Below are 12087 nucleotides of genomic sequence, written 5' to 3'. Positions count from 1 at the left end.
TCCGCGTGACGCCATGGCGTCGGCCGGTAAGACGCTGGTCGAGCTGTTCGGTCTCGCCCGTGAGCTGAACATCGACGCCGAGGGCATCGACATGGGCCCCTCCCCCACGGACGCCGCGCTCGCCGCCGACCTCGCGCTGCCGATCGAGGAGCTGGAGCTCACGGTCCGCTCGTACAACTGCCTCAAGCGTGAGGGCGTCCACTCGGTGGGTGAGCTCCTGGCCCGCTCCGAGGCCGACCTCCTCGACATCCGCAACTTCGGTGCGAAGTCGATCGACGAGGTCAAGGCGAAGCTCGCCGGCATGGGCCTGGGCCTCAAGGACAGCCCGCCCGGATTCGACCCGACCGCCGCCGCCCTCGGCGCGGACGACAACGGGGACATGGGTTACGTGGAGACCGAGCAGTACTGAAGGCTGCGCTACGGCAGTCACGGAGCACCTTGGTCGGACTTCGTTCAGACGCCTCGGCCGGTCCTGCTCACCGCGCCATTCTCGCGCCGCGTGCGAGACGCATATGGCGGCGATGGCGGGTCCGGCCCGGGTGGTCTTCCTCGAAAAGCTGTGGCAGGGCGGGCCCAGATGACTGATCGCACATCAGTCGGGGCCGCTCCAGTCGAAGGGGAAGTACTTGCTGGACTTGCCGCTTCGGCTCCAGCTGAAGCCGAAGGCGTCCGCCTGGTCGGTGGTGGACCGGCCCCAGGTGGCAACCTGCCCCGGGCCGACCTCGGCACCGGGGGCGTTGTGGACCTGGACCCGCGCCCCCTCAGGCGTGGTGGGACCGGTGAGGGCCTCGGCACGAGCAGTCACCCGGCCGGGGATCTCGGCGCGCCACGACCCCAGTCCCTCGTCGACTTCGACGGTGATCGGAGCGACGTCCATGCCGCGCATCTCGGGTCCGAAGACCTCGACGAACTGCTGCGGCCAGCCGCCGGCCTCCCCACCGAAGATCGCGCCGAGTGCGGCTCGCTGCTGGTCGTCGGCGCGCTCGTCGACGAAGACGGCGGCATACGGGTCCGTGTGCTCGCCGAGCCACACGTTGCCGGTGAAGGACGCGAGCATCACGACGTTCAGATCGTCGAGCCGGACGTCCCCGAACCGTCCCTCGCGTATGTGCCAGGCCATCACGCCCTCGCAATCGCCCTCGGACGGGGGCTGGGCGAATGTACACGGGCACGGTATGGCGCACTTGCAGGTGTCGAACCAGTCGCCGACCACGCGCCAGGGCGGGCTGCTGGCGGTCTGCTCAGCCATCTCGCGCCTCCTCTCCCAGTACACGGAGTGGCGTCACTTCCAGGGTGCGCCTCGCCGACGCCAAAGCGAAGTGCCCTTCGGAAGCGGTAGGGGCTGAGCGGGACCGTCACACCCACACGTATCGCAACCGTGACGTCACAGCACACTGCCGTGCAGCAGTCGCCGCCCCCAAGGTCACTCGGGAACCTCATGTCCACGGCAGTGCGGGCCTACCCGGTGCGTCGGCGACCGCGCCGGATGGCGACCCCATGACGACCCGCCATGCGAACTGTTGAAGCCTGCGGTTCTGTGCTCTGCTGGAGATGTCTTCGGAGTGCTCACCGCGGTCACCGGAGCGGCGGGCATCCTTGGGAGGCATGCCATGCCGCATCTCCGGCTCGCCCCACCGGAGCCCACCCGGCCGGGGGTCCTGCTACCGAGACGTGATCTTGCCCTCGGCTGGTCCCTGCTGACCCTGATCGCCGCTCTGGCGTGGGTGCTCACGGCCGCGCAGTCCCGCGACATGGGGATGGAGCCGGGCACCATGGGCCTGGCGTTTCCGCTCTTCCTCCTCCTGTGGGTGATCATGATGGTGGCGATGATGCTGCCGTCGCTGGCACCCGTGGCGCTCACCTGGGTACAGGCGATCAACCGCGGCACCGCGGGCCGCGTCCGTGCGCTGCGCCTCACGGAATTCGTCGGCGGCTATCTGCTGGCCTGGTCCGGGTTCGGGCTGCTCGTGTACGGGGCCCTGGCGGCGACCGGCCACCTGGTCGACGATCACCCCGAAGCGGGGCGCTGGATCGGTGCGGGCGCCTTCCTGCTCGCGGGAGTTCAGCAGTTCGGGCCGCTGAAGCGGGTGTGCCTGCGGCACTGCCGCAGCCCGATGTTCCAGCTGCTGCGGTACGCGCGGTTCCGGCCGTGGGCGAAGGATCTGCGGGTGGGGGCGCACCACGGGCTCTACTGCGTCGGCTGCTGCTGGGGGCTGATGATCGTCCTGATCCCGCTCGGCGTGATGAATGTGGCGGCGATGGCGGGACTGGCGGCGGTGATCTTTCTGGAGAAGCTGTGGCGGGGCGGTCCCTGGCTCAGCTGGGCGGTGGGCGTTGCCCTGTTCGTGCTGGCCGTGCTGGCCCCGTTCCAGGACTGGCTGCTGCCGGGTCTACAGGTGTCGGGTCCGTCGATGGACCGAATGCCGGGTGCGGCGCTCTGACCAGTTGTCGGTCGTCCCACCAGGTACTTCTCGGCAGCTGGAGCTGATCAGGGACAACACCGTCCGTGCCGGCCTGGTGCGACGAGACGGCGCACTGCACCTCTACCCGCGCCCGGTGGGCGCTCCCTCGGGTTGTTCGCTGGAGAACGCGTACTCGGACACCTCGCCGTACGCAGGCTCGAAGGTCAGGCCGGACGCCTGTGTCCTCCCGTCGACGCCGAGCCGGGGCGTCTCCCCGTCCGTGAGGGAGATACTCGCCCGCTCCACGCCCAGGTTCTCGCCGAAGAACTGCGAGAGCTCGCCGAAGGCGCCGCCTCGTGCCCGTTGCCGGCCCGGCACAGCCGTCGGCGCCTACGACCAGAACTCGTCGTACGCCTGCGGGTCGGCCGTCAGCACCCAACCTTCGGTGATCTTGTCGTCGCTGATGTGGAAGACGATGGCGTAGTCCATATCGAGTTCCTTGCCTGCACGTGACGCGGTGACGTGCAGCAGCGCGACTGTGTGGTCGTCGTTGGCGAGGACATCGTGGAGCTGCGGCCGATATGTGCCGCCTGTCAGCTGGAACTCCCGCCCGAACACCGCGAACGTGTCCTCACGCCCTCGATACTCTCCCGCCAGCGGGTTCCTGCCGCCGATATGCCACACCACCTCGGGGTGAAAGGCCTCCGCCAGCGCATTCATGTCGCCTGCCGCGAAAGCGGCCATGACGCGCCGGAACAAAGCGATGTTCGGGTGATCGGTCATCAGTGCCTCCGTGGGGCCCCCAACGGACCGTACGTCGCGCGACGCACCATGGCTCGGCATCGCTGGGCCATCTGGCCGAGCGATGCCGAGCGGCACACAATCACGCGGCGCGGCCACAGTGACGCCACCCTGCCTCCACCGGCACGCGCACCCGGATGGCGGCCTTCTGCCGGCTCTGCGGCGGGGACAGATGGGGGCACCGAGGGAGGAAGGAGCGGTGCCCCATGGTGAACAACGCCCATGCGCGTCACAGCGGTGAAGGCAAGGCATTCTGGATGCTGAACGGCCTGTACGAGGTCAAGGCGTCGAGCGACGAGACCAACGGCGCCATGACCGTCATGGAGATGACCATTCCGGAGGGGATGGGCCCACCGCCCCACACTCACCCCGGCACCGAGAGCGTCTACGTCATCGAGGGAACGCTCCGCTATCACATCGACGGCGAGACGGTCGAAGGCGGCCCTGGATCCTTCTTCCACATCCCCGAGGGCACCCTGGAGCGGTTCGAGCCCACCAGCACCGTACGACTCCTGGTCACCTACACGCCGGGCGACGTCGACAAGTTCTTCGCCGAGGCAGGCGAACCCGCCCAGCGACGCGAGCTGCCGCCCCGGTCGGACACCCCGCCGGACATCGACCGCATCATCGAGATCGCCGCACGGCACGGAATCCAGATGCAGCCGATGCCCGAAGCCTGAGCACGTTGGCAGAAAGCCGCGATCATGCGGGCTGAGCCGGGCCTGAACGTTCTGCGTTTGACGATGGCCCGCCACGGGGCTGCACTGGATTCATGGATGCTGCGACGCCTCCGTCCTAGGGAGAGCAGCGATGCCAACCATGGAAACGTTCAACCTTCTGCAGCCGTACAAGATCGCCGAGGAGACGTTCGTCATCCCGTGGGCCCTCGAAGCCCCGCCGGTCGGCCACTTCCCGATGAACTCGATGGTGATCCGGGGCGCCGAACCGGTCCTCGTGGACACCGGGGCGCCCGCAGTGCGCTCCCAGTGGCTGGAGGCGGCCTGGTCCGTCGTGGATCCCCTGGACGTACGCTGGATCTTCCTCACCCACGACGACCGCGACCACGCCGGCAACCTCCTGGCGGTCCTCGCCGAATGCCCGAACGCGACCCTGCTGACGACATGGTTCTCCATCGGCCGCATGGCCGAGGAGTGGGAGACCCCCATCAACCGGTGCCGCTTCATGACCGACGGCGACACGATCGACGCGGGCGACCGCACCCTGGTCGCCAAACGACCACCCCTGTACGACAACCCCACAACCCGCGCCCTCTTCGACCCGAAGACCGACGTCCTGTGGGCCGTCGACACCTTCGCCACGAACGTACCCACCCCGATGCCGGACGTAGCGGCGATGTCCGCGGACGAATTCCGCGACGGCCAACTCTTCGGCGGACGGCTGGTCTCTCCCTGGGTCGCGTTGCTGGACACCCAGAAGTTCCGGACGGTCGTGGACTACTTCCAACGCCTGAACGCCGAGGTCATCGCCGGCTGCCACTCCCCCATCCTCCGCGGCCCCAAGATCTCCGAGGCCTACGACCTCCTCCGCCAGCTCCCCGAGATCCCCCCGTGGGCCGAGTTCACCCAGGCCGACCTGGACCAGTGGATGGCGGCCGCCGAGAGCTCGGTACCACCGGAACAACCGCGACCGTCGGGGACATGACCGTGGCCGTGGCCCCGGTTCTCCAGCCCTAGATCATGATCTAGCTGCCGTCGCTCCGTGGAGGGGTCGTCTCAAGGATCGTGTCTGCCGGGTTGGCCACTGTGCGGATGGCGGCTGCGTGAATCTCAGGATGTTGCCGTACGGGTCGATGACCTGCAGTGTCGGCCCCCCGGGCGCGTCCGCACCGATTCCGGGGACAGCGCGCGGCACCCGCCGCGGTGGCAACGGCCGAATGTCGTCCCGGCGCCGGGTCCGCGCCCGGCGTGTCCCGGGCGGCGGCCACCGCCCGCTGCCGACAGGTGACCACGCACGCGAAGCTCCCGGCAGAGACGGGTGATCTCGATCAAGAGCCCGTTGCCGCCGGGAGCTTCACCTTGCCTTACCGCCTGCTTCCGGCAACTCCCCAACCACACCGTCCGGTTGGAAGGGAATCACCGACCGGCGGTCGGGCTGTAGGTCAGAGGGAGGCGCTGACGCCGACGTGGTTGCACTGGCCGGCGAAGCCCAGGACCTCGTTCTTGACGGCATCGAGCTGGGCCAGGACATCCTCGCTGCCGACCGCGGTGGGGCCGACGACGAGGCCGGCCTGCGGGTTCAGGCCGCCGGAGACGTTGGCGAGCTCGGCGTCGGACATCTCAACGGTCTCGACCTGGTGAGCGGAGTTCATGATGAAACTTCCCTTCATATGGAGGATCCACAAGGGGGGCGGCCCCGCTGGGGACAGAGAGCGGGCCTCGGCCGCAGGTGTGCGACACACCGTCCTGGGACTTTGCGCTGCTCCCGCGGTGCAGAGGATCAAAGCACGGAGTTCGCCGAGCAACCAATCAACCGAAGTACGCATCCAGAAAGTTGAACGACAAGGCGACGCATCCGTGCAGCCCCGCATACGGTTTGGGGACAGCATCTCCACAAACGCCGCGGTACCCGGACCCGCCCAGTGGTGCGACCACACTTTCGAACGGGACACTCCGCACGAACAGAGCCTCATACGGCAGGCGCCTGCGCCGATCCCTCGCGCACGTGACGCAGTTACGCATTCGATGTGCAGATTCGCTGAAACCGGACTTGCAATCCACCGCGGACACTGACCGCTGTCGATCGGCGGCAGACCCATGCCCCGCTCAGGACGGCGTACGACGAGCGCAACGACGCGCCCTGCGGCTGCGGGGCCGACAGCCGACTCGTCTTGCGATCAGCCGTCTTGCTGCGCTGGAACGCTCGCCGCCTGCCGGGGTGGAGCAGGCGCCGGCGGCGGACGGCAGGGCGGAAGCCGCTGCCGAGCAGGAACCAGGACGGCAGGTTGGCCCCCATGTGTCCCCGATGCCCCGCTCCCGGCGCCGGAAAGCGCCGCCTCCCTGGAGAACGACGGATAAACTAGAGTAAATATTGCAAAACAGGCGCATGTGAGGGGGTCGGAGCGATGTCAACTGGGGCCCTCCTAGCGATCATCATCCCCGTCGCGGTGGTGCTGGTGGTGCTTGCCGCGGGAGTCGTTCTCGTCCGGCGCCGCCGACACCTACGCGAGCGTTTTGGCCCGGAATACGAACGTACGGTCGAAGATGCCGGAGGCCGGCTCAAGGCCGAGCGTGATCTGAGTGCACGCGAGAAGCGCCACGACGCGCTGGAAATCAGGCCGCTGCCCGGGAGCGTCCGGGACCGGTACACCCGGGACTGGGAAAACGTGCAGGGCGAATTCGTGGACCGCCCGGAGGATGCCGTGCAGGACGCGGACATTCTGGTGACGTCCCTGATGCGCGAGCGCGGCTATCCGACCGAGGGCCTGGAGCAGAGGCTCAAGGACCTCTCAGTCGAGCACGGCCGCACCCTGGAGCACTACCGCGCCGCTCACGACGTCAACCAGCTCAGCATGAAACACGAAGCGACCACCGAGCAGCTGCGGGGCGCCATGGTGCACTACCGCGCCCTGTTTGACGAGCTGCTCTCCAACGGCGGTCAGGCCCGTCACGCCCGGACCTGACCCGCTTCACACATGACCCGCCCGGCCGCCACCGCAGGCCCCCGGCCTGGGGCAGTCGAGGCGTACGGAGTGAAGATGCGACGCGAATACGTACCAGAACCGGACCAGGGCGATCTGTCCACCGAAGACATCGCCCAGCCCAGCAGTAACCGGGACCTGGGTGAAGACACCGGAGCCCGCCCCGAGACCCCCGCCTTCCCCGGCGAGGCCACCGCGGCTGCGGGTGGCGGCGAAGCCGCAGCCCCTGCCGAGAAGGCCGCCACTCCGGCGGAGGAAGAGCCGCCCCAGCTCCTCGGGACGGAGGACGAGGAAAGCTTCCGTGGACGCTGGGAGACCATTCAGAAGGAGTTCGTCGACGACCCGCGTGGAGCCGTGCACAAGGCTGACGCACTCGTCGCGGACGTCATGCAGACACTGGCCGCGACGTTCGCCGACCACAAGAAGAACCTGGAGGAACAGTGGAACCAGGGCGAGGAGGTGAACACGGAAGATCTCCGCACGGCCCTGCGCCAGTACCGGTCGTTCTTCAACCGTCTGCTGACCACTTGAGCAACCGGCTCAGGCGCCCGCAGGCGGAGCGACGCCAGCTCCTGCGGCGGTGAGAGCAAGAGCCGGGCGGCGGAATGAGTGGCAAAAAGCCGCACGTCACAGTGGGGACCCAGGAGGCCATCATGATCATTCTCGGTATCATCCTGCTCGTCATCGGTCTCGTCGCGGGGATCGGCATCCTGTGGACGATCGGGATCATCCTGCTCGTCATCGGCGCGGTTCTGTTCCTCCTCGGCTCCGTCGGCCGCGCCGTCGGTGGCAGGCGGCACTACTGGTAGTCCCCGACCGGGGCGCAGGAGCGTGCTCCTCAGACACCGCAGCGCCCGGCACACCGTGGGTGTCGTCGGCCCGCCCGAGGTGCCTGCCCGGTGATCGCAACACTGCGAGCCGCTGAACAGAGCGATGTGGCAACCCTGGCCACGTAGGCAACCGTGGCCAGAGTTGCCGGGCAGTGGTCCACCTTGCGTCGACTAGAGCTTCGCGACGTCTACCGCCTGGGGACCCTTGGGCCCTTGGGCTCTGGGCCACGTCGTACTCGACGAGGTCGTCCTCGTACAGTGCCTCGGAGGACTGCTCACGCCGGGCTGGAGGACGTGAACCCAGCACGTGAACGTCGTGGTTGCGCCGTCAGACCGCCGGGCCCATGCCCAGCAGGTCGGTGTCGCGGCCCATGGTGTCTCCAGACAGGTCGGCACCGACGTCGGGGAGCCCGTCGATTCCACCGAGTTCGCTGACATAGAAATCCGGGCAGGGGAGGTCCGCTTACGGAGTTCCCCTGCCCGGAAAGGTCGGGTAGGCGTCAGATGCCGGAAGAACGTTACGCGGACCAGGCGCCCTGCGCGGCAGCGGTCTTGGCGTAGCCGGCGAGGTCCCTCGGGGCCCGCCCGAGGGCGCGCTGGACGCCGTCGCTCAGGGACGCGAGGCCACCGGAGCGGAAAGAACACGGCATCAGCCCGAGCGAATACCGACGGGTGCGGAGGATGCGGACGGGGGCATCTTCCGGGCCGTCGAAGCGGTACTGGAGTGCAGGGGTCTCAGCCCCGGACGGTGACCCCGAACCGGGTGCGCAGCCGCCACATCTCCCACGCCGAGACCGCGGTCACCGACAGCGGTCCGCCCAGCAGTGAGCAGAACTGGGCCACCGGCGGGCCCTGCGGCATGCCTTCGCTGATCAGGTTGAAGATCGCGAGCACCCAGACCAGTACACCGGTGACGATCGGCGGCAGCATCGGGTGGACGTGGGCGGTGTTGAAGGCGCTGCGGGCGGAGTACAGCGACGCCAGGAACAGGAAGGGCAGGCCCCAGAAGATGGCGGCCAGGGTGACGAACGCGACCGGCAGCACCACCCAACGGTTCTGGCTCTCCATGATCCCGCTGGCGCCCACGGCGTAAATGATCGCGGCGATGACGGCGAGTGCCAGCAGATACCAGCCGACCGCCTTGAGCGGGAAGCGCAGGCGCGAGCGCAGCTGCGGTCGCAGGTGCGGGGGCGCGTAGTAGATGAACCCGAGGATGACCAACGGGCCGGTGCAGATCAGCAGGAACGGCGTGACGATCGCGTTGGCGAAGCTCGTCTCAGCCGCGCTGTTCCAGCGGTCCTTCTCCACGCCGTAGACGAGGATCAGCCCGATGGTCGCCAGCGCGCCGAGCACCGTGCGGGCCACCTGGACGCGGTCCACTGTGCGGTCCAGGATCCGGTCGCCGCTCTGGTGCACGAAGAGCTTGGTGGCGACGCGATGTGCGGAGCGGATGACGGCGACGGCCCAGTAGAACGGCGAGACGTACCAGAGGCAGCCGCTGCGGCGCTGGGCGCGGGCCGGGGCCGCGGGCGGCGGGCCGTAGGGGTGTGGGTATGGGTATGGGTATGGGTGCGCCTGCGGGTGCGGATAGGGGTTCTGGTTCGGGTACGGGTTCGGTGCGGGGGGACCGTAAGGGTGGCCGCCGCTGTTGGGACCGTATGGATTGTTCGGCCCGTTGGGGTCGTTGGGCGTCGGTCCGTAAGGGGCGCCCCAGCCCTGGCCGCTCGGTCCGTTGCCGCCGGGTTGCCCCGCGCCGGGTCCAGGACCCCATCCCCCCGTTGCCATGGCCTCTCCCACCGTTCGTTTCCCGCCAGTTGTCGTGTGCCGCCCGGCGACATCGCGGCAGTGTAGTGGCTCCTGAGGGGCGGGGGGCGGCCACCCTCAGTCCTCCGGCGCGACCCCGAGACCGGTGAGGGCGCCGACCGGGTCGAGGTCGGGGGTGCCGCGCGGCCACCAGTCGTCGTGGCCCGGTTCCGATTCGTACGGGTACCAGAGGCCGTCGCGGCCGAGGCGGAGTTGGACATGGCCGCGGGGATGGGTGAGCCGGTTGCGCCAGGGACGGAAGGCGGGGAGGTCGGCCGCCAGGAGGAGGGGGCGGGCCCGGTCGAAGCGGCCGGCCGGGGGGTCCCAGGGTTCTTCGAGGACTGCGAGCCCTTCGAGACCGCCCTGGCGCCAGGCGGCGACCGCGCGGGCCAGCTCGGCCGGGGTGCGGTCGGCGGCGGAGGAGAGGGAGGCGTACAGGGCGCGGGTACCGGCGGTGAGGCCGGAACCGGGGCGGGCGGCGGCGAGCCGGACCGCGTCCTGCCACAGGGTCAGTTCGGCCACCGGGTCCCGGCCGGCGCTGAGGAGGGCGTGCGCGCGGGCGGCCGCGTCGGTCGCCAGTTGGTCCAGCGCGAAGGGGTCCGGGCCGCCGGGGGCCGCCGGATAGACGGGCGGCTGCTCGGGATGCGGGGGCACGGGCAACGGTGCGGGGAGGGCGGGCAGTCGGCGCCCTGGTGCGAGGGCTTCGGCGGCCCGTACGCCCGCCACAGGCGCCGGTCCCTGTTCCTGCGCGGCGCGGGCGGCATTGCGGCGGGACAGCGCGTCGAGCAGCCCGCGTTCGCCCCGGCCGCGCAGCAGGAGCAGGACGAAGGGGTCGGCGTCCAGCAGACGTGCCGTCTGGTAGCAGAGCGCGGCGGCGTGCTTGCAGGGGTGGCCGCGGTCGGGGCAGCTGCAACGGGGGTCGAGGTCGCCGGGGCCGGGCAACAAGGGCACCCCGCACTCGGCGAGGGCCTGAGGCATCTCCTTGTCCAGCAGCGCCGCGATGTGGTCCGGCCGCTCGGCGACGGCGTCCAGGAACCGGTCCCAGTCGGCGTCGTCCAGCGTCCGCAGCCGCACCTGAACTCGGTACGGCCGCGGACGGCTCCCCCGCACATACGCCAGCACCAGCCCCGGCGTCACGGTGATGGCATCGACGTGCCCCTCCTGCGCGTAACCGCGCCCGCGGGCAAGCCGCTTGGTGTCGAGCGCGCCCTCTTCCAGGGCGGTCACCCAGGCGTTGCCCCACCAGGTCTCGGCGAAGCCGGCGTCGTCCGACGGGCGGGGCGCGAAGGCGGGGAAGGTACGGCGGAGTTCACCGTCCCGGCCCGGGGCGGCCATGGAGCGGGGGACCTGCGGTGCCGCGGGGGCGCCGGGGCCCGACGGGGTGGCGGCTGTGGAGCGTGCCGGGGGTGCGGCGGGATCGGAGGGCGTGGGTGGCTCAGGGAACTCGGGGGGCGCGGGGAACTCGGGGGCCGCGGAGGGCTCGAGGGAGGAAGCGCTGCCGGAGCGGACCGCCGAGGCGGGGCTCGTGGGCAGGTTCCGTTGTGGTGCGGCGGCCGGATCGGGCACGGTCGCGTCAACACCGTGGGGCGAGTCCGAGGACGGCATCTGGAAGGCGCCGGCGAGCAGGGCCCGTAGGTCACGAGCTCGCGGCCGGTCGGAACCGCTGCTCTCGGAACCGGTCCGTGCCGGTCGCCGCGACCGCCGTGTGACGTCGACTCCCTCGACTCCCTGGTCGGCTTGATCCGTCTGGGCCGCCCGTCGCCTCTCCCCCAGGGCGGCGCGCAACGCTTCACGGGCGGCATCCGCGGGACGTGCTCCTGGTCGGGCGGGCCGGGGGTCGGTCGCCTCCGGGGCGGATCCCGCTTCTGCGGCTGAGCGGTCCGCGTCGGCGCCGGGGGTGTGGGGTGTGGCCGCGGAGCGCGCCTCGCTTCGGCCACCGGCCGACTCGTGCTGGTGGTCGGCGGGGGCGTCCGAGGCGTCCTGGCCTTCGGCGGAGGCGTCCGCCACATCAGCCCGATCCCGGGCCGAGCCATCGTCGGACAATTCCCGGCCCCCGCCGGAGGGTTCGGTTGACGCGTGCCCTGCCTCGGCGGAACCCGCCGACACAGCCCGCTCATTGTCAGAAACGCCCGAGGCGTTCGCCGACGCGCGCCGTACCCCAGGAGAAGTACTCGCGGAGTGCGCCCCCTCCTCCTCTGCAGCACCGCGCGACGTCCCCGCCAGCGACCCACCGGAAGCGGCATCGGACGACGCGGACCTCGCCTCTCCCCCGGCGCCCTCGTCCCCGCCCCCGCCCCGCCTGGCGGCGACCGCCCGCCGCAGCGCGGCACGGGCCGCATCACCCGGCCGGGCTCCGGGGCGGGCACGCTCGTCCGCGGCCGACTCCGCGCCGGCAGACGTCCCCTGCGCCGCATCTCGCCCCGGGGGCACCGCGGACCCCGAGCCCTGCTCCACGTATCCCGGAGTCACCGAGCCACGATCCGCCGAACGCCCCGAGGCCGAACCACGCCCCGCGTCCCTGCCCCGCACAGAACCCAGCCCCGTGTTCCCGCCCGGCACGGAACCCAGCCCTGCGTCCGGGCCGGGCACCCCC

General features: G+C 70.3%; 14 protein-coding genes. 7 read left to right on the top strand and 7 right to left on the bottom strand.

From position 1 onward, the window contains the following. Positions 1-409: DNA-directed RNA polymerase subunit alpha C-terminal domain-containing protein (locus ADK36_RS05030; RefSeq protein WP_048587353.1), on the top strand; the 409-nt coding region annotated here is incomplete at its 5' end. Between the two features lie 183 nt (positions 410-592). Here the strand turns inward: ADK36_RS05030 and ADK36_RS05025 are convergent. Next, complete coding sequence (locus ADK36_RS05025; protein WP_048587350.1) at positions 593-1249, bottom strand: DUF1326 domain-containing protein; 657 nt, start codon at positions 1247-1249, stop codon at positions 593-595. A gap of 361 nt (positions 1250-1610) precedes the next feature. On the opposite strand from ADK36_RS05025, the gene ADK36_RS05020 reads away from it, so the two are divergent. Continuing rightward, positions 1611-2441, top strand: a complete 831-nt coding sequence (locus ADK36_RS05020; protein WP_048587349.1) for a DUF2182 domain-containing protein — start codon at positions 1611-1613, stop codon at positions 2439-2441. Positions 2442-2543: 102 nt separating this feature from the next. Here the strand turns inward: ADK36_RS05020 and ADK36_RS05015 are convergent, their stop codons facing one another. Then, entirely contained in the window at positions 2544-2780 is a 237-nt protein-coding gene (locus ADK36_RS05015) for a hypothetical protein (protein ID WP_053196507.1), read from the bottom strand. A 12-nt stretch (positions 2781-2792) separates the two neighbouring features. Then, positions 2793-3185 (bottom strand): nuclear transport factor 2 family protein, encoded by a 393-nt coding sequence (locus ADK36_RS48685; RefSeq protein WP_048587347.1) that lies wholly within the window; start codon positions 3183-3185, stop codon positions 2793-2795. Positions 3186-3409: 224 nt separating this feature from the next. Between ADK36_RS48685 and ADK36_RS05005 the strand changes: the two genes are divergently transcribed. Together ADK36_RS05005 and ADK36_RS05000 are read left to right on the top strand one after the other, a co-directional pair. Continuing rightward, positions 3410-3883 carry a cupin domain-containing protein gene (locus ADK36_RS05005; RefSeq protein ID WP_048587346.1) on the top strand — a complete coding sequence of 158 codons (474 nt, stop codon included), beginning with the start codon at positions 3410-3412 and terminating at the stop codon, positions 3881-3883. A gap of 130 nt (positions 3884-4013) precedes the next feature. Continuing rightward, positions 4014-4865, top strand: coding sequence for an MBL fold metallo-hydrolase (locus ADK36_RS05000; RefSeq protein ID WP_234329675.1), 852 nt, complete (start codon positions 4014-4016; stop codon positions 4863-4865). A 457-nt stretch (positions 4866-5322) separates the two neighbouring features. Here the strand turns inward: ADK36_RS05000 and ADK36_RS04995 are convergent, their stop codons facing one another. Beyond that, positions 5323-5532: a class IIb bacteriocin, lactobin A/cerein 7B family gene (locus ADK36_RS04995; protein ID WP_048587352.1), complete on the bottom strand. Its 210-nt coding sequence runs from the start codon at positions 5530-5532 to the stop codon at positions 5323-5325. A gap of 753 nt (positions 5533-6285) precedes the next feature. On the opposite strand from ADK36_RS04995, the gene ADK36_RS04990 reads away from it, so the two are divergent. From ADK36_RS04990 to ADK36_RS49405, 3 genes are all read left to right on the top strand, one after another. Further along, entirely contained in the window at positions 6286-6843 is a 558-nt protein-coding gene (locus ADK36_RS04990) for a hypothetical protein (RefSeq protein ID WP_048587344.1), read from the top strand. A gap of 75 nt (positions 6844-6918) precedes the next feature. After that, on the top strand, positions 6919-7392 hold the full coding sequence (locus ADK36_RS04985) for a hypothetical protein (RefSeq protein WP_048587343.1): 474 nt from the start codon (positions 6919-6921) through the stop codon (positions 7390-7392). A gap of 122 nt (positions 7393-7514) precedes the next feature. Next, positions 7515-7670 carry a DUF6131 family protein gene (locus tag ADK36_RS49405; protein WP_199830112.1) on the top strand — a complete coding sequence of 52 codons (156 nt, stop codon included), beginning with the start codon at positions 7515-7517 and terminating at the stop codon, positions 7668-7670. Between the two features lie 539 nt (positions 7671-8209). On the opposite strand, the gene ADK36_RS50905 is transcribed toward ADK36_RS49405, so the two are convergent. From ADK36_RS50905 to ADK36_RS04975, 3 genes are all read right to left on the bottom strand, one after another. Further along, positions 8210-8341 (bottom strand): hypothetical protein, encoded by a 132-nt coding sequence (locus ADK36_RS50905; protein ID WP_267887388.1) that lies wholly within the window; start codon positions 8339-8341, stop codon positions 8210-8212. 85 nt (positions 8342-8426) lie between these two features. Then, the gene (locus ADK36_RS04980; protein ID WP_053196505.1) at positions 8427-9476 is read right to left on the bottom strand and encodes a hypothetical protein; all 1050 of its coding nucleotides are present in this window, start codon (positions 9474-9476) and stop codon (positions 8427-8429) included. A 96-nt stretch (positions 9477-9572) separates the two neighbouring features. Beyond that, positions 9573-11501 (bottom strand): SWIM zinc finger family protein, encoded by a 1929-nt coding sequence (locus ADK36_RS04975; RefSeq protein WP_425315453.1) that lies wholly within the window; start codon positions 11499-11501, stop codon positions 9573-9575. Between the last annotated feature and the right edge of the window lie 586 nt (positions 11502-12087).

Source organism: Streptomyces viridochromogenes (assembly GCF_001270495.1).
GTDB classification, from domain to species: Bacteria; Actinomycetota; Actinomycetes; order Streptomycetales; family Streptomycetaceae; genus Streptomyces; species Streptomyces viridochromogenes_A.
This window is presented reverse-complemented; position numbering and strand designations above follow the sequence as displayed.